The sequence below is a fragment of the Microbacterium sp. Be9 genome (assembly GCF_011754135.1).
In the GTDB taxonomy this organism is placed as follows: Bacteria; Actinomycetota; Actinomycetes; order Actinomycetales; family Microbacteriaceae; genus Microbacterium; species Microbacterium maritypicum_A.
This window is the reverse complement of the sequence record NZ_WNWT01000004.1, coordinates 57,484-74,905: the sequence shown is the minus strand read 5'-3', so window position 1 is coordinate 74,905 and position 17,422 is coordinate 57,484. Positions and strand designations below refer to the sequence as shown.

Sequence of the window (17,422 nt, the reverse complement as noted above, 5' to 3'; positions counted from 1 at the left end):
TCCTCACGAAGGCCCGGTCCGCGGACAGCGGATCGGGCCTTCGTGCGTCTCCGAGGCCGTCAGAGGCCGCGCATGGTGAGGAGGCCGGTCGTCCATCCGCGCAGCGGTGCCGATCCGAGCCCCTGCATCAGCATCTCCCGTCCACGCACGACCGTCCGGGGAGCGGGAGCGCCCATCGACATGTAGAACGCCGAGCGGCGCTGCGCCCGGGAGGCCGATCTGCGCGCGTGCCGCTCGTACCCCGACAGGTCGGGCGTCCGACTCGGCAGCGTCCTGACGAGGGCGGTGGCGAGACGAACGGCATCCATCCACCCGAGGTTCATCCCCTGCCCGCCGATCGGACTGATCTCGTGCGCGGCATCGCCGAGGAGCACCAGCCGCCCGCGCTGCAGTCGCTTCGCCGCGTGCTGCGCGGCGACGAATGACGTCGGCATCGCGTCCGCCGCGGGGGCGACGGCGATTCCCGTGCGCGTCTCGATGGTCGCGCAGAATTCCTCGATGCTGCGCAGACCTCCACCCTCCGCTTCCCGCACCACCCACCGGCGCTGTCCACCGGGAAGTGGGAACGACTCGACGAGTCCCTCCGGTTCGCAGTGCAGCACGGCGCGCGCGTCGGGTGTCGCATCGGCGAGGTCGATCATCGCATAGGAGGCCCGTCCGAGGCGGCGGCGCCACCCGGCGTCGATCCGGTCACGGAGTCGGCTGCGCACGCCGTCCGCGACGACCACCACGGAAGCCGACAGCTCGTGCGGTCCGTCGAGGGAAGCGCATGCGATCTGCACGGCATCCGCGGTCTGCCGTACGCCCCGCACGTCGTGTCCGAGAAGCAGCGACTCGGGGGAGAGCGACTGCAGGCGTGCGCGCAACAGTGCGCCGGTCCGCGGCTGCGGGAGGATGAGGATCGGGTGATCCTGCCCGAACGTCAGAGTCGCCAGGGTCCGGCGGCGACTGCGCACCTCGCCGCCGTCGAGGCGCAGCGCCTCCGCCCGCACCGCGTCACCGATGCCCGCGGTATCCAGAGCCTCCAGCCCCGGACGGTGGATCCCGATCGCCCTGGTCCGCTCATCCGCATCCGTACGGCGCTCGCACACAGCGACATGCCTCCCCTCCTGCACCAGCAGACACGCCAGCAGCAGCCCGACGGGCCCCGCTCCCACGATCAGGACGTCATGGTCGGGCACGGTCTCCCTCCCACCGCAGTTCCAGACGAGCGGGCACACCCCCGCTGACGGTCCAGCCGGTCGGGGCGATCGCTGCGAGCTCGGAGACCGTGTACGAACGGCGGATGCTGATGAGGCCGTCCTCGCGGATGAACGAGTCCGCGAGCAGAGTTCCGGAGACCGGCCACGTCGCCGCGGCGAACAGCGCATGAGCCGTGCGGCTGCGGGCGATGTCGTGATGGGATACCAAGCCGTCTGGAGCCGCGAGCTGCACGGAGTCACTGAGCATGGTCCGGAGTTCGGCGTCGTCGAGATGGTGCAGCACGTGGTTCGACAGCACCACGTCGTAGGTCTCGCCCGCCGCCACCAGCTCGGTCGTGAGGGCGCGGCGATACCGGATGCCGGCGCCGCGATCGTGCGCCGATGCCCAGCGGATCGCCCGCTCGTCGACGTCGAGAGCGGTGATCTCGGCGTCGAACCCCTCATGACGCAATCGCCGGGCGAGCAGACGGCAGAGGTCGCCCCCGCCCGCCCCCACGTCCAGGATCCGCAACGACCGGGAGCGCAGCGCCCGAGGCCGGATGTCACGACGGTAGAAGGCTCCAGGGCGGGAGACCAGAGCGTTCACGAACCCGAACCGCCCGTAGGTCCGGGCCAGCTTGCGCGCATCGGCGTGCGGATCGTCCATCAGCTCGCGGGCGCCGACGTCCCGCGTGGCGAGGGACCGCCTCATGACTCGGTCGAGGCGACGACGGTCATCAGCGCGCTCTCGGCGGTGAGCCCCGGGCCGAACGCCATCGCAGAGACCCGGTCCCCTGCCCTCGCCCCCTCCTCCTCCAGGATGTGTTTGAGGACGAACAGCACGGTCGCGCTGGACATGTTTCCGTTCTGCCGCAGCACCTCCCTGGCCGGGTGCAGCTGCGCGTCGCTGAGGTGCAACCGCTCCTGCACCTTGTCGAGGATGCTGCGCCCACCGGGGTGGATCGCCCAGTGCTCGACCACCTCCCCCACGCTGCCGGCCTCGAAGGCCTCGCCGAGACTCTCTTCCGCGGCATAGAGCGGTCGGAGGGCGCCGATGATCGTCTCGCCGATGATCTGCGGAACCGCGGTGGAGAGGATCATCTCGAATCCGGTGTCGCCGATCGTCCAGGCCATGTCCTTCTCGCCCTCCGGCGCTATCGCGGTGTGGAAGCGGTCGAGGCGCAGCCCGGTCGAAGGAGAGGGAAGGTCGCGGGCCGTGACGATTCCGGCAGCCGCACCATCGGCGAACAGGGACGAGGCGACGATCGTGTCGGGGTCCTCCGAGGAGCGCAGATGCAGCGTGCACAGCTCCACGCTCACGACCAGGACGACCGCGTTCTCGTCCGCCGCGCAGAACTGACTCGCTGCGCGGAGCGCCGGCATGGACGCATAGCAGCCCATGAAGCCGAGGTGGAAACGCTGCACCGCATCGGACAGCCCGAGGGCGCGGACGATCTCGTACTCCGGGCCGGGGGCATGGAATCCGGTGCAGGAGACCGTGATGACATGCGTCACATCGGCGGGCCCGAGATCGGGGTCGGACCCGATCGCTCGCCTCGCAGCCTCGACGAACAGCCGCGTGGCCTCACGCGTGTAGAGGTCGTTGCGTACTTTGGTGCCGGGGGCGAGCAGCCTCCCGGTTCGCCGGTCGAAGAAGACGGGATCGGTCGTGTCGGATGCGAGCGACAGCTCATCGATCACCGTGTGCCTGGCGTCGATCCCTGAGACGTTGAAGGATGTCGTGACGATGCGCTGCGCCAGCCTCCCGAGGTCGGGCTGCTGCGCGAAGACATCACGCACCTGCTCCTGGACGAGAACGGTGTCGGGGACGATCGTCTGCAGCGATCGAAGCACAGGCGGTCGGCTCATGGTGTCACTCAAGCACTGCGCACCGTCCCGGGGGAAGGGGTTGCGCGCGACCGCGCCCTGCCCTAGAAGCCGAGCGCCCGCGCGAGCTTGGAGCCGGATGCCGATTCGCGGCCTCCGGCTGCGCGGACGGCCTGCTCCACGGCGTCGAAGAACAGGGCACGCCCCGCGTCATCGGACGGCGCCGCGGGCCCGAGCTCCATCTCCCATTCCCGCCATTCGCGCTGCACGTTCTGACGCAGGTCGGTGGCGCGCACCCGATCGTCGACGAACTCGGCGACGATCCCGCCGGGGCCCGTGAGCAGATAGGCGGTGCGGTCGTTCTCGATGCGTGCGAGCGGGGTGAGGGGTGCGCTCGTCCACTCCGAGACGGTCTCTGCGACGGCGGGAGGGAGCTCATCGCCCTCGCCCAGCGGCCAGCCGATCTCGAGTCGCCCGTCACCCTGCCGCGGACCCTTCACATGCCAGCCCTCATCGGGCCCGCCGGTACGACGACGCAGTGCCACGCCGCTCTGCGAGAGAGCACCGTCAGCGGTATCGAAGTACCGGGCATCCAGGATGCGCTCCTCGCCGGAGGTGACGGTGTCGACTCCGGGGATCGCGTCCCAGTGCGGCAGCGGCGTCTCGAGATCGACGTCGTACTTGCGCTCGACCTCGACCGTACGGGACGGTTCAGTCATCGTCGAGCGTGAGGTCCTCGAGAGACTCTTCGAACCAGTAGTCGATCTCGGTGGGCCCATCGTTCGGGCCGGTGTTCTGCGGTCCGCCTCGGCGGTTGTACACCACCTGCGTCTCGCTGTAGGGGACGATCAGCTTGTCGTCCGCGTCGCCGAGAGGGATGATCTGCCCGTCGAGCGGGCCGCCGTGAAGCCGTGCGAGTGCCATGTGCTCAGGGTAGCGCCGTCGGTGCGGTATCCGGGCGAGGCATGCGGATTCCTCCGAGGGCGGCATCATCCGAGGACGACGCCGAGAAGGGCGCCGGCGATCATCCACGGCCCGAAAGCGATGCGGGTGGAACCGTCCGCTCTTCGCAGCAGGATGAGCACGAGCGCGTAGAGCGCCCCCAGCACGAAGGCCGCTGCCGCGCCGACCGCCAGTGCCTGCCAGCCGTGCCACCCCAGCACCAGGCCGATGACGGCGGCGAGCTTCACGTCTCCCCCACCCATCCCCGCACGGCTGATGACCCGCAGCACCGCGTAGAAGCCGCCGAGCAGCAGCATGCCGAGGAGGGCACGGAGGAACGGCCCGCTCTCCCCCGTGCACAGGGCATCGATCGCGCCGAGTCCGATCAGGGAGGCGAGCGTCGGCAGCACGATGCGGTTCGGGAGCCGGTGTGTGCGGACGTCGATCACGATGAGCCAGGTCCCGACGCCCAGCAGGAGACCGTGCATGAGGACGACGAGGGCGAGTCGGATATCCATCCCCGCAGAGTAGGAGATCGCCGACCGCTGCCCCGACCCCCTGTGGACAACCCCTGGCCAATGTCCGATGTACGAACTATTGTCAGTCGGACCCCTTGGTATATTAGAATATATCTTCGAGAAAGGATGCAGGTGATCGGGCTCGATGCCATCGCCCCGCTCTCCCCGGCGGGCGATTCCCGCGCGGGAGAAGTGCTGCGACTGCGCCGCGAGATCAGCCGGATGCAGCGGCGACGCAGCGAGCACGCGCTGCTCCCCCTCGACCCCGCCCTCGCCGCCCTCCTTCCGGAGGAAGGGTTGCAGACCGGCACCTCCTACACCGTCTCCCCGTCACCGAGCCTCGTGCTCGCGCTCCTCAGCGCGGCGTCGCAGAAGGGACTCTGGTGCGCCGTTGTCGGCATGCCGACCCTCGGCGTCGAAGCGGCCGCCGCATTCGGCATCGACCTCACCCGGCTGATCCTGGTGCCCGCACCCGGCGATCGTTGGCTGGCGGCGACCTCCGCCCTGGCCGAAGTCGTTCCCCTGATCGTCGTGACTCCCGGCTCACGGGCTCGAGACGCCGACGTCTCCCGGCTGAGCGCGCGCCTGCGCGATCGCGGATGCACACTCCTGGTCACCGAATCTCCCGGCGTCGAACGCTGGCCGCAGACCGAGGGGACGATTCGCCTGCACGACCCGCACTGGCACGGCCTCGGTGCCGGCTGGGGACTGCTCTCCGACTGCACGGTCACGGTGACGGCTCGGACACGGCACAGCCCTCGCCCGTCGAGCGTGCGCGTGCAGCTGCCGGGCGGACACGGCGCCGTCGAGCCCACCGCCGTCGAGCCCATCGCCATCGCGCCCGCTGCCGTCGACCTCACCGCGCTGTCCGCCCCTTCCCACGAGTCTCCCGTGCCCGTCGAGCCCGTATCGCTGGAGCTCCTGCACTGGGCGGAGGCCGGATGAACAGCCCGCTTCGCGTCCTCGTGCTGTGGTTCCCCGATTGGCCGATGCGTGCCGTCCTCAGCAGCGCGCCCCCGCATCCGCCCGCAGCCCTGGTGCAGGCGAACACGATCGTCGCGTGCACCGCCTCCGCCCGGGAACACGGCGTGCGCACCGGCCAGCGTCGCCGGGTCGCGCAGGGGCATCTCTCGTCACTGCGAGTGCTCCCCCATGACCCCGAGAGGGACGAGCGCGCCTTCCTGCCGGTGCTGCATCTGATCGAGAGACACGCCCCTGGGGTCACGCTGCTGCGACCGGGGCTCGCGATCCTCCGTGCCCGGGGCATCTCCCGTTACCACGGAGGAGAGGCGGAGGCCGCAGAGGCACTCACCGCCGTCCTGACGGAGGCCGGCTTCCCCGAGGCACGTGCGGGGGTCGCCGATGGTCCCTTCACGGCGGAGATCGCCGCGCGCGGTTCCGCCGCGTGCACGGTGGTGCCACCGGGGGGCTCCCGGGAGTTCTTGGCGCCCTACCCCGTGCAGGTGCTGCGCGACGAACAGATCACCGGTCTGCTCGTCCGCCTCGGAGTGCGCACCCTCGGCGAGTTCACCGCCCTCGCCCCTCTCGACGTGCGCGATCGCTTCGGCGAGCACGGCGCGCGCCTGCACGCGCTCGCGGCCGGTGCCGACTCCCGGCCGCTGACACCGCGCCCACCCGATCCGGAGCTGGCGCGGCGGATCGAGTTCGACTCCCCGCTGGGCGGAACGGATCAGGTGGCCTTCGCGGTGCGCCAGACGGCTGATGCGGTGATGCTCGCTCTCGGCGGCGTCTCACTCGTCTGCACCGAGGTGCGAATCGAGCTGACCGACGACAACGGGGCCGTCTACTCCCGCTCCTGGCTGCATCCGACCTGCTTCGACGCCTCCGACCTGGTCGACCGGGTGCGGTGGCAGCTGGAGGCTCTGGCCGCGCAGTCCGCCAAGGAACCGGTCGACGAGGCGCGGGCTTTCGGCGGCATCATGGCGGTGCGCATCATCCCCGCCGCCGTCGATGACGCCGCGCATCACCAGCCCGGTCTCTTCGGCTCCGGCACCGATGAGCGCCTGCACCACGCGGTCTCGCGCGTGCAGACCATGCTGGGCCATCAGGGCGTGGTCACCGCCGCCGTCGCGGGTGGGCGCTGGCTCGCCGACCGGCAGGTGCTCACGCCCTGGGGAGAGCGCACGGTCCCTCCGCGCGACCCCGGCTCCCCCTGGCCGGGAAGCCTTCCCGATCCGCTGCCCGCCGAGGTCTTCCTCCCCCCGCGCCCCATCGCGGTGCTCGCCGCGGATGAGAGCACCATCGGCGTCGACGAACGCGGGGCGCTCTCGAACGACCCCGCCCGCATCGAGGGAGCGACCGTGCAGGCATGGGCCGGCCCCTGGCCGGTGCACGAACGACGCTGGACCTCGGGCGGAGGGAAGCGAGGGCACCGGCTCCAGATCGTCGACGACCACGACCGCGCGTGGCTGGTCTTCCACGCCGGCGGGCGCTGGTGGGCCGAGGGGAGGTATCGCTGATGGGGTGGCACAATCCCCCCTTGTCCTGGAACGAGCTGGAGCGCACCCTCAGCGGCGAGGAGTCACCCTCGCCTCCTCCCGGCTCCGAGCCTCGAGGGCAGCGGACGGACCCCGGACCGGTGAGCCGTCGCCGCACGCGCACGCCCCCCGTCGCCGCGCCCCGACCCGAAGACCCGATCCCCTATGCCGAGCTGCACGCCCATTCGTCGTACTCGTTCCTCGACGGCGCCTCCTCCCCGGAAGAACTCCTCGCCGAGGCCGACCGCCTCGGGCTGACCGCTCTGGCCCTCACCGACCACGACGGCTTCTACGGCGCCGCGCGCTTCGCCGAGGTGGCCGGCCTCATGGAGAGCCCGCTGCAGACGGTGTTCGGAGCGGAGCTCTCCTTGGACCTGCCCGCACCACAACGGGGTCACGCCGATCCCGCCGGCGAGCATCTGCTGGTCCTCGCCCGGGGCACGGAGGGCTATCACCGGCTCTCGGGGGCGATCACCGCGGCGCAGCTGCGCGGCGGTGAGAAGGGGCGCCCGGTCTACGACCTCGACGATCTCGCCGCACGTGCGGGCGGGCACTGGACGATCTTGACCGGATGCCGCAAAGGCGCCGTGCGCCGCGGTCTCGAGGCCGGAGACGCCGCCCATCCGCTGCGGTCGCTCGTCGACCTGTTCGGGAGCGAGCACGTCGCCGTCGAGCTCTTCGACCACGGAGACCCCCTCGACACCCGTCGCAACGACACCCTCGCCGAGCTGGCCCGTCGGATGCGCCTGCCGGTGGTCGCGACCAACAACGTGCACTACGCCACGCCGGCGCAGGCGCCCCTCGCCGAGGCCGTGGCCGCGGTGCGCGCGGTGCGCAGCATGGACGAGCTCGACGGGTGGCTGCCCTCCCACGGCGGTGCACACCTGCGCAGCGGGGCCGAGATGTCGGCGCGCTTCCGGCGCCACCCCGGAGCGATCTCGTACGGGCTCGAACTGGCCGCGGCATCCGCCTTCCCCCTGCGCCTCGCACGACCGGCGCTGCCGCAGCAGAAGGTGCCGGAGGGGCACACGCCCATGAGCTGGCTGCGCCATCTGGTCTGGGAGGCGGTGCCTACGAAGTACCCGCGACTGGACGACGACGGCCGGCACCGGATCGCGCGCGAGCTCGACGTGATCGAGGAGAAGGACTTCCCCGGGTACTTCCTGATCGTGCACGGGATCGTCACGGAGGCACGACGGCTCGGCATCCTCTGCCAGGGTCGGGGGTCGGCCGCGGCGAGCGCGGTCTGCTACCTGCTGGGGATCACCGCCGTCGATCCGATCCTCTACCGTCTCCCCTTCGAGAGGTTCCTCGCGACGACCCGCACGGAAGAGCCCGACATCGATGTGGACTTCGACTCCGACCGCCGCGAGGAGATCATCCAGTGGGTGTATCGGGAGTACGGCAGGGAGCGGGCGGCCCAGGTGGCGAACGTCATCCAGTACCGCCCGAAGAACGCGGTGCGGGATATGGCCAGAGCGCTCGGCCATTCCCCCGGCCAACAGGACGCATGGTCCCGCCAGGTCGACGGCTGGGGCGTGGGTCTGGAGCCCGTCGAAGGACACGACATCCCCGAGAACGTGCTCGCCTACGCGGGAGAGCTGCTGAAGGCTCCTCGGCATCTCGGCATCCATTCCGGTGGCATGGTGCTCACTGCACGCCCGGTCGGCGAGGTCGTTCCCGTGGAGCACGCCCGCATGGAGAACCGCACGGTCATCCAGTGGGACAAGGACGACTCCGCCTTCATGGGACTGGTGAAGTTCGATCTGCTGGGTCTCGGGATGCTCGCCGCCCTCCAGCACTGCTTCGACCTGATCCGGGAGACCACAGGCGAGCAGTGGACGCTCGAGAGCATCCCCAAGGAGGAGGCGGGGGTCTACGACATGCTCTGCCGTGCGGATTCGATCGGAGTCTTCCAGGTGGAATCCCGCGCGCAGATCGGGCTGCTCCCCCGTCTGCAGCCGCGGAGCTTCTACGATCTCGCCATCCAGATCGCGCTCATCCGCCCCGGACCCATCCAGGGTGGCGCTGTGCATCCTTTCGTGCGGCGCAAGATGGCGAAGGACCGCATCGATGAGGAGAACCGGGAGCGCGCCCTGCGCGGCGAAGAGCCGGTGGAGTTCCTGATCCCGTATCCGCACAGCGATCTGGAGGACATCCTGAAACGCACGCTGGGCATCCCGATCTTCCAGGAACAGCTCATCCAGATGGCGACGGCGATCGGCGACTGCACGGCCGATGAGGCGGACCTGCTGCGCCGGGCCATGGGCTCCAAGCGCGGCCTGGAGAAGATCGAGAAGGTCAGGGACAAGCTGTACGCGGGGATGGCGCGGCGCGGACTCGTCGATGAGGCGGCCGATCGTATCTACGCGCAGATCCAGGCGTTCTCCAACTTCGGCTTCGCCGAGTCGCACTCCCTGTCATTCGCCCTTCTCGTCTACGCCAGCTCCTGGCTGAAGCTGCACTACCCCGCCGCGTTCCTCGCCGGCCTCCTGCGCTCGCAGCCCATGGGCTTCTACTCCGCAGCGACCCTCACTGCCGATGCGCGACGGCACGGGGTCGAGGTCCACCGCCCCGATCTGCATGTCTCCGGTGCGACAGAGACCCTGGAACCACTCGCCGGCGCCTCGGGGAACGGGCCCACCGGCCGGGACGAGTGCCTCACCGACCCTCAACCTCCTGTCCTCCGCTTCGACCGTGCGGCACCGGATGAGTCGGCCGCGCACCGCAGGGACGGGGAGTTCGCGGTGCGACTGGGGCTCGGCGGCATCCGTGGGATCGGTGTGCCGATGGCGGAGAGGATCGTCGCCGAACGCGACGCGAACGGCCGGTACCGTGACTTGAACGACCTGGTGCGACGAACGGATGCCACCGCCGCGCAGCTGGAGGCCCTCGCCACCGCCGGCGCCTTCGACTGTCTGGGCCTGGAGCGTCGAGAGGCCATCTGGATGGCCGGCGCCGCGGCGGACGACCGTTCCCGGTTCCTCCCGGGGACGACGGTCGCGGTGCAACCGCCCCTGTTCGCCGATCAGACCAGCTACGAGCGTCTCTCCGCCGACCTGTGGGCGACCGGCGTGTCGACCGACGATCATCCGATGGCGCACTTCCGCGACGAGTTGCGCGCGCGCGGGGTTCTGACGGCGATCGACCTGCAGGGACACGAGGTCGGTCGACGCATCGAGGTCGCCGGTCTGGTCACTCACCGTCAGCGACCCGCGACGGCCGCCGGGATCACCTTCGTGAATCTCGAGGACGAAAGCGGCCTGGTGAACGTGGTCTGCTCAGCCGGGGTCTGGAACCGCTACCGCCGGGTCGCCCGCGATTCACCGGCACTCATCATCCGCGGCATCCTGGAGCGATCTGCGGAGGGCGTGGTCAACGTGCTCGCCGATGGGTTCGAGGATCTTCGCACCGGTCTCACGCATCGGTCCAGGGACTTCCGCTGAGGACGGCCGCCCCGACTCACCAGAATCGCTCGGGCTCCTCCACGGGAGGACGGTCGGCTCCACCCCAGCGGTCCGCCTCGGCCTTCGCGGCGTCGGCGGCTGCGTCGGCTTCACGGAGAGCGACCTTGGCGCCGGTCGGACCGGGTCCGATGGGGTCGACGAGCAGCGAGGTGTGCGCGCCGGCGCCACCCATCGTCACGGTGCAGCGCAGGACGCGCCCGATCCAGCGGGAGAAGTCGCCACTCGGGTCTTCTGCGCGTCGATAGCGGATGCCCGTGTCGAGGTCGACGATGGCGAGGACGACCGGTTCGTCGGTGAGCGGATCGGTCTGCTCCGTCACCTCGATGCGATGGCCGTGGGCGATGGCGACCTGAGCGGTGAGCACGAGCAGTCTGTCCATGAGTCCACCCTAGAGAAGGCCGTCAGGAAGACAACAGGGAGTCCCTCACGAGCAACATTCGTAAATTTCTTTGTCCCCCAAATGGCGGACAAGCGGATTAAGCGATATTCTGCTCTTCGTAGCGGGGGCTACGAGGCTGAGGACTGGGGAATCAGCCGTGAGCGCAGCGATATCTTCGCCGCCTCCCCTACCGTCCGGGAAGGGCGGTGAGCCCTCTCGACGACACCGTCTGGGGCGGGTCATCGAGAGGGCCAATCTCCCCGGTCGACGCGACGCATCGCGACACGGTCAGTCGAGCGGGATGACCTCGAGCGTGTTCGAACGCACCGGCTCCTGACCCATCTCGGGAGCGTATGGGCTCGGCGTGTACTTGCGGAGGTACTCGGCATCGATCGCGGCGTTGATCGCCTCATCGCCGACCCTCTCGAAGCGGACATCCTTCGTGACGCCACCCGCGGAGACGCGTCCGCGCAGACTGGCCAGGGCCGGGGCGTACCACTTGCCCGCAAGTCCCGTGTAGGAGCGGACGAACAGACGACCGTCGACCGCGACCGCCCAGATCCCCACGGTCTTCGGCATGGTGCCGTCCTCGAGCTGCGCGGAGAGATCGAACATCTCCGGCTCGGCGATGCGGCTGAGCTCGTCAGGGTTCCAGGTCGTCATGGGTCCTCCTCGGTATCGACGGATGCGGCAGAGTGCATGCTACGTCAGAACCGGGAAGACGCCTGACCGGTCACGGGCGGAGTGCCGACGAGGCGCGCGCGCAGCGAGTCGAGGAGCAGGCCGACCCCGAGCTCGAATGTACGATCCGACCGCGCACTCCCGCGCTCCGCACCGTCGATGAGACGCCCCAGAGTGCGCGTGCCGCCTTCGGGCTGCCAGACCTCGTCGGGAGAGGCGAGATCGAGACCGAAGCCGATCGCGAAGGCGTCGATGACGGCGATCACCGAGAGCACCTCATCGTCGGGGAAGCCTCCGTCGACGAGCACGGATGCGAGATCGTCGTATGCGGCGATCACCGCCGGGTGCGTGATCGTCTTCCCCACGAGCAACGGAACGAGCTGCGGGTGGTCTGCGTACATCCGGCGTTGCGTGCGCAGCACAGCGAGCACGAACTCGTCCCAGGGCTCGCCGTGCCACTCGACGCGGTATCCCTCCACGAGTTCTCCGCGCATGAGCTCGAGGATGCCGTCCATGCCGTCGACGTGGTTGTAGAGCGATGACGGGCGCACGCCGAGCTCGCGGGCGATGGCGTTCACTCCGAACGGTTCGCCGGCTCTCGCGAGCGCGAGACCCGCCGAGCCGATGATCTCCGGGGACAGGAGCGGGGAGGAAGGCCTCGGCATCGGGGACTCGCTTTCTCCGGCGGACCGGGTATGAGATCTGGGGGTTCCGCGAGAACCCTCATCTGTGCATAATAATGAACACCATTCGTTTACGAACACCATTCGTTTACGCCTCGTGCCCCACCCGACGCACGTCCGCTGTCTTCCCTCTCTCCGCACAATGCCGTGCCGACTCCCTGGAGCCCCATGACCACTCTCGATCTCCGCACCCGAATCCCCCTCCGCTTCCCGACGGCGACGGCGACGTTCGCCATCGGGATCGCGGGGTACCTGGGCGTCAATCTGTCGCCCTACATGATCACCGCCGCGCAGACAGGCCTCGGCCTCGACGTCCTCACCGCCAGCTGGCTCGTCACCGCGACCCTCCTGCTCACCGCGGTGACCGGCTTGGCCATCGCCCCGCTGTGCGCCGGGGCGCATCGCCGCACTGTCGCGCGCGCCGGGCTCGGCCTCGCCGTCGTGGGCTTCGCGACCGCGGCCCTCGCGCCGGCGGCCATGCTTCCCGGGCTGCTCCTCGGCGGCGCCGGAGCAGGTGGCGCGGTCGCCGCATCGGGCGCGGCGCTCGCCGCTTTCCGCAACCCCGACAGGGTCGCCGGCTTCAACGGGCTCGCGAACCGCGGAGTCATCACGGTGGTCCTCGCCGTGATCCCGCTGATCGGCCTCGCCCCTCTCGACGTCTTCGGTGCGCTGGCGCTGTTCAGCCTGATCGGGCTGATCGCCTCGGCATGGCTTCCCGCCGCTCCGGTCCTCGCCCCGCAGGCGGGGGCGGCCGTCGCCGAGGCGATGCCGATCGAGATCCCTCCGACAGGCACCGTGCGCACCTCCCCCGCCCGCTCGCGGACCGTGACGATCGCCGGTCTCGGACTCCTCATCGTGTTCGCCCTGTGGGCGGCGAGCGAAGACTCCCTCTGGGCCATGGCGGGCATCATGGGCGCGGAACAGGCCGGCCTGACTCCCGAAGGGCTCGGCGTCGCACTCAGTGGCGCAACAGCCGGCGGACTCCTCGGCTCGCTGCTGCTCATGATCGTCGGAGCCCGATTCGGGCGCGCGGTTCCCCTGGTCGTCCTGCTGGTCGCCGGGGGCGCACTCAAGATCGTGGAGGGGTTCGTCACCGATCCCACCGCCTTCATCGTGGTGTTCATCGCCTGGAACTCGATCTACGCCATCGCGTTCATGTACTTCGTGTCGACGTCCGCGGCACTGGATGCCGACGGGCGCTGGTCGGGACCGCTGCTCGCCGTCTACCTGGTCGGGTCGGCGCTCACCCCGGTCATCGGCGCGGCCCTCGTCGGCGCCCTGGGATATCAGGGATTCGCGGTGGCGCTCGGCATCGCGAGCTTCATCCTGGCCGTCCCCACCGGGGCGATCGCCCTCATCTCGACCCGTCTGGAACGCATGACCGCACAGGAGATCGACGCATGACCCGCACCCTCTACCGCAACGGCCGCATCTTCACCGGGGACGAATCCCGGTGGAGCTCAGCGCTCGTGGTCGACGACGACGCGTTCGCGCATGTCGGCACCGAGGAGTCGGCACCGCACGCGGACACGGTCGTCGATCTCCACGGCCGCGTCGTGCTCCCCGGATTCACCGACGCGCACACCCACCTGCTCATGATGGGCGAAGCGCTCGGACAGGTAGGACTCACGGACGCCTCCTCTCTCGAGGAGATCCAGCGCCGGCTCCGCACCGCGCGCGAGGCCGCGCCCGGTGTGCTCCGCGGACGCGGATGGCTGTTCGATGCGATCCCCGGCGGTGAACCGACAGCGGCCATGATCGATGCGGTCGTCTCCGACGTTCCGGTCTACCTCGACGCGAACGACTATCACTCGTGCTGGGTGAACACGGCCGCGCTCGCCGAGCTCGGGATCACCCGCGACACCCCCGACCCCATCGGCGGCCGCATCGCCCGCGATGCGGCGGGCGATGCGACCGGGATGCTCTACGAGACCGCCGCGCAGCTGCACGCCTGGGCTCATCGCGACGCCACGACCACCGATGCGCAGCGCGATGCGGCGGTCGAGCGGGTCGTCTCCGCGTACCTCGCCGCCGGCGTGACCGGAGCCGTCGACATGGCTTTCGACGAGCTCGGGCTCGCCGCCCTCGGTCGTGCGGCCGCTCACGACAGCCTGCCACTGCGCATCGCCGCGCACTGGTTCATCGTCAATACCGGCGACGATGCCGCGAACCTCGCACAGGTCGCGCAGGCCGCCGCCCATGCGTCCTCGACGACGGCGGGGGTGCGGGTGCTCGGGATCAAGCTCGTGCTCGACGGGACGATCGACGCGTGCACGGCCGCCATGCGGGCACCCTACGCCGACGGGACGAACGCCGCGCCGATCTGGCCCGCCGAACGCCTGCTGCCGGTCGTCGCCGCGGCGGATGCCGCGGGACTGCAGATCGCGATGCACGCGATCGGCGATGCGGCGAGCACCCTCGCCCTCGATGCGATCGAGCATGCCGTCGCGGTGAACGGCGACCGCCAACGACGGCACCGCATCGAGCACCTCGAGTACGCGGCGCCGGGAACCGCGGAGCGGATGGCGCGGCTCGGAGTGACGGCGTCCATGCAGCCCGTGCACGCTGATCCCGCGATCTTCTCCAACTGGGCGGCACAGGTCGGAGACGAACGGGCCGACCGCGCGTTCGCCTGGTCGGAGTACGACGAGGCTGGTGCGCTCCTCGCCTTCTCCACCGATGCTCCGACGGCGCCGCATGAGGCCATGGCGAACATGTACGTCGCGGCCACCCGTGCTTCAGCTCTGGCTCCGGGCGTGCCGGCGATCCATCCCGAGCAGGCGCTCCCCCTGGAGCGTGCGATCGCGCATGCCACTCGGGATGCCGCGGCCTCGATCGGCGACGGGGACTGGCGCGGACGTATCGCTGTCGGATATGCGGCCGACTTCGTCGTTCTCGATGTCGACCCGTTCGAGGGGGATCCTGCTGCCCTGCTGACGACCCGTGTGGTGCGGACCGTGATCGCCGGCCGCACGGTGCACGAGGTGTAGCTCTCCGTCTGCATTTCCAGGATATCGCCGAGGTGGGGGCTTGCCGCAAGGCCCCCACCGTGGGGCAGAATCGACCCTCGCTCGTGCGAACTGCGCGCGGGCCTGAAGGAGATCCATGCCTTTCGACCCCTTCCATCTCCCCGACGATCTGCGCGCGAAGTCGACGGCAGAGCTCATCGACGCCGACCGCGATCACCTCCGCAGGATCGACGACGCCCTCGAGGCGCACCGTGCCGCCGTGACCTCGCGTCTGGCCGAGATGCGTCAGCGTTCCGCCCGGTTCGGAGACACGGCCGTGGAACGCGACCTCGAGATACGTCGCCTGAGCGGACGGCTGCGCGTGCTCGAGCGCTACGGCATCGACATCTGCCTCGGTCGGATGACCCCGGAACACGGCGACCCCGTGTACATCGGCCGCACGGGCCTGGCCGCCGCCGACGGCACCCGACTGCTGATCGATTGGCGGACCCCCGCGGCAGAACCGTACTTCGCGGCGACCATGGAGGATCCGCGCGGGCTCCTGTCCCGACGTCGATACCGGTGGGTCGACGGACGGATCAGCGACTACTGGGATGAGGCATTGACCGACACCGCATTCGACGGTTCGGCCTCGCTCGACGACCAATCCGCCTTCATCGCCGGCCTGGGCGCCCAACGCACGTCGCGCATGCGGGACGTGCTGGCGACGATCCAAGCCGACCAGGACGCGATCATCCGCGCGTCCTCGCCCGGCGCACTGGTCGTCGACGGTGGACCCGGCACGGGAAAGACCGTCGTGGCGCTGCACCGCGCCGCGCACCTGCTGTACGCCGAGCCGCGACTCACGCAGAGCGCGGGCGGCATGTTGCTCGTGGGGCCTCACCCGCACTATCTCGCGTACGTCGAAGATGTTCTGCCCAGCCTCGGCGAGGACTCCGTCCGGCTCTCGACCCTGCGCGATCTGGTCCCGGAAGGAGCAGCGGCCGTGGACGAGCAGGATGCGCGGGTGGCGCTGCTCAAGGCCGCCCTCGATCCCGTCGCGATACTCGATGCGGCGGCGATGTGGTTCGAGCGCCCTCCTTCGCACGCGATGCGCATCGAGTCGCCGTGGGCCGACCTCTGGATCAGCCGCGAGGAATGGACGGCACTGTTCTCCGGCGCCGACCCGGCGGTCTCGCACAACGTGGCGCGTGACGAGGTGTGGGAGGAGATCCTCGAGTTGTTGACAGACCAGGTGCACGACGATGACGTGCCTCCCCACATCGTGCGACGGTGGCTGCGACAGGACGAGGAGCTCATCGGGACGTTCGTGCGCGCCTGGCCGATGCTGTCGCCGGCCTCGATGGTCGCTCGGCTGTGGAGCTCCCCCGACTTCCTGCAGCGCTGCGCTGCGAGCCTCTCGCCCGGAGAGGTCGCGGCTCTGCAGCGCGAGGACCCCGAGAAGTGGACCGTCGCCGATCTCCCGTTCCTGGACGCCGCGCGCCGGCGGATCGGCGATCCCGACGCCGTCCGCGACGAGCACCGCCGCCAAGCCGTCGTCGCCTCGGCGCAGGAGCAGATCTCCCACGTCGTCGACCACCTGATCGAAGACGATGACAGCGAGATGAAAGTGATGTCCATCCTTCGCGGACAGGATGCGAGGAACGTGCTGCTCGGCGTCGACGCCCCGCCCGCGCTCCCGCCGGACGAGCTGGCGGGGCCGTTCGGGCACATCGTCGTCGATGAAGCGCAGGAGCTCAGCGATGCGGAATGGCGGATGCTCCTCGCCCGCTGCCCCTCACGCAGCTTCACGATCGTCGGAGACCGCGCACAGGCGCGGCACGGCTTCACCGAGAGCTGGGAAGCGCGGCTCACCCGCATCGGCCTCCGTGATGTCCGGATCGCCCACCTGGGCGTGAACTACCGGACTCCGGCCGAGGTGATGGCGGCGGCGGGACCGGCGATCCTCGCGGCGATCCCGGACGCCAATGTGCCGACGTCGGTGCGCGAGAGCGGAACGCCCGTGCGATACGACGTCGTCGCCTCGCTCCCCCGCCTGCTGGATGCCTGGCTCGATGAGCACCCGGACGGGATCGCGTGCGTCATCGGCGCCCCGGACCTCGCCCCGACAGCGCGCGTGCGATCGCTGACTCCCGAGGGGGCGAAGGGCCTGGAGTTCGATCTGGTCGTCCTCGTGCGCCCGGAGCAGTTCGGTGACGATGTCACCGGCGCCGTGGACCGGTACGTGGCGATGACCCGGTCGACACGGGAGCTGGTGGTCCTCCGGTGAGGAAGCCC

The 17,422-nt window shown here is 70.0% G+C and carries 15 protein-coding genes; 6 read left to right on the top strand and 9 right to left on the bottom strand.

Features of this window, described 5'->3' with window-relative positions:
• Positions 1 to 59: 59 nt before the first annotated feature.
• The 6 genes from GLO27_RS04555 to GLO27_RS04530 form a co-directional block, all read right to left on the bottom strand.
• A complete protein-coding gene (locus GLO27_RS04555) occupies positions 60 to 1,181 on the bottom strand; it encodes an NAD(P)/FAD-dependent oxidoreductase (RefSeq protein WP_167253861.1) in 1,122 nt (373 codons plus the stop codon).
• A complete protein-coding gene (locus GLO27_RS04550; protein WP_167253859.1) occupies positions 1,168 to 1,893 on the bottom strand; it encodes a methyltransferase domain-containing protein in 726 nt (241 codons plus the stop codon). Before GLO27_RS04550 ends, GLO27_RS04555 begins: the two co-directional genes overlap by 14 nt.
• Positions 1,890 to 3,050, bottom strand: coding sequence for a type III polyketide synthase (locus GLO27_RS04545; RefSeq protein WP_029258372.1), 1,161 nt, complete (start codon positions 3,048 to 3,050; stop codon positions 1,890 to 1,892). Before GLO27_RS04545 ends, GLO27_RS04550 begins: the two co-directional genes overlap by 4 nt.
• Before the next feature lie 62 nt (positions 3,051 to 3,112).
• Positions 3,113 to 3,727, bottom strand: a complete 615-nt coding sequence (locus GLO27_RS04540; RefSeq protein ID WP_021199310.1) for a CYTH domain-containing protein — start codon at positions 3,725 to 3,727, stop codon at positions 3,113 to 3,115.
• Positions 3,720 to 3,932: a hypothetical protein gene (locus tag GLO27_RS04535; RefSeq protein WP_029258374.1), complete on the bottom strand. Its 213-nt coding sequence runs from the start codon at positions 3,930 to 3,932 to the stop codon at positions 3,720 to 3,722. Before GLO27_RS04535 ends, GLO27_RS04540 begins: the two co-directional genes overlap by 8 nt.
• A gap of 65 nt (positions 3,933 to 3,997) precedes the next feature.
• The gene (locus GLO27_RS04530) at positions 3,998 to 4,468 is read right to left on the bottom strand and encodes an A24 family peptidase (protein WP_167253857.1); all 471 of its coding nucleotides are present in this window, start codon (positions 4,466 to 4,468) and stop codon (positions 3,998 to 4,000) included.
• A gap of 126 nt (positions 4,469 to 4,594) precedes the next feature.
• On the opposite strand from GLO27_RS04530, the gene GLO27_RS04525 reads away from it, so the two are divergent.
• The 3 genes from GLO27_RS04525 to GLO27_RS04515 are packed head-to-tail and all read left to right on the top strand — an operon-like array spanning position 4,595 to position 10,412.
• On the top strand, positions 4,595 to 5,413 hold the full coding sequence (locus GLO27_RS04525) for a hypothetical protein (protein ID WP_021199307.1): 819 nt from the start codon (positions 4,595 to 4,597) through the stop codon (positions 5,411 to 5,413).
• Positions 5,410 to 6,948, top strand: coding sequence for a DNA polymerase Y family protein (locus tag GLO27_RS04520; RefSeq protein WP_167253855.1), 1,539 nt, complete (start codon positions 5,410 to 5,412; stop codon positions 6,946 to 6,948). Before GLO27_RS04525 ends, GLO27_RS04520 begins: the two co-directional genes overlap by 4 nt.
• Positions 6,948 to 10,412, top strand: coding sequence for an error-prone DNA polymerase (locus GLO27_RS04515; RefSeq protein WP_167253853.1), 3,465 nt, complete (start codon positions 6,948 to 6,950; stop codon positions 10,410 to 10,412). Before GLO27_RS04520 ends, GLO27_RS04515 begins: the two co-directional genes overlap by 1 nt.
• A 16-nt stretch (positions 10,413 to 10,428) precedes the next feature.
• On the opposite strand, the gene GLO27_RS04510 is transcribed toward GLO27_RS04515, so the two are convergent.
• From GLO27_RS04510 to GLO27_RS04500, 3 genes are all read right to left on the bottom strand, one after another.
• A complete protein-coding gene (locus GLO27_RS04510) occupies positions 10,429 to 10,812 on the bottom strand; it encodes a hypothetical protein (protein ID WP_029258379.1) in 384 nt (127 codons plus the stop codon).
• A 288-nt stretch (positions 10,813 to 11,100) separates the two neighbouring features.
• Positions 11,101 to 11,475 carry a DUF2255 family protein gene (locus GLO27_RS04505; protein ID WP_021199303.1) on the bottom strand — a complete coding sequence of 125 codons (375 nt, stop codon included), beginning with the start codon at positions 11,473 to 11,475 and terminating at the stop codon, positions 11,101 to 11,103.
• A 44-nt stretch (positions 11,476 to 11,519) separates the two neighbouring features.
• Positions 11,520 to 12,158 carry a TetR/AcrR family transcriptional regulator C-terminal domain-containing protein gene (locus GLO27_RS04500; protein ID WP_021199302.1) on the bottom strand — a complete coding sequence of 213 codons (639 nt, stop codon included), beginning with the start codon at positions 12,156 to 12,158 and terminating at the stop codon, positions 11,520 to 11,522.
• A 186-nt stretch (positions 12,159 to 12,344) separates the two neighbouring features.
• Here GLO27_RS04500 and GLO27_RS04495 point away from each other — a divergent pair, with 186 nt between their 5' ends.
• From GLO27_RS04495 to helR, 3 genes are all read left to right on the top strand, one after another.
• Entirely contained in the window at positions 12,345 to 13,580 is a 1,236-nt protein-coding gene (locus GLO27_RS04495) for an MFS transporter (protein WP_167253851.1), read from the top strand.
• On the top strand, positions 13,577 to 15,166 hold the full coding sequence (locus tag GLO27_RS04490; RefSeq protein ID WP_021199300.1) for an amidohydrolase: 1,590 nt from the start codon (positions 13,577 to 13,579) through the stop codon (positions 15,164 to 15,166). The genes GLO27_RS04495 and GLO27_RS04490 overlap by 4 nt, the downstream gene beginning before the upstream one ends.
• Positions 15,167 to 15,281: 115 nt before the next feature.
• Positions 15,282 to 17,414 carry an RNA polymerase recycling motor ATPase HelR gene (gene helR, locus GLO27_RS04485; RefSeq protein ID WP_167253849.1) on the top strand — a complete coding sequence of 711 codons (2,133 nt, stop codon included), beginning with the start codon at positions 15,282 to 15,284 and terminating at the stop codon, positions 17,412 to 17,414.
• Positions 17,415 to 17,422: the final 8 nt, after the last annotated feature.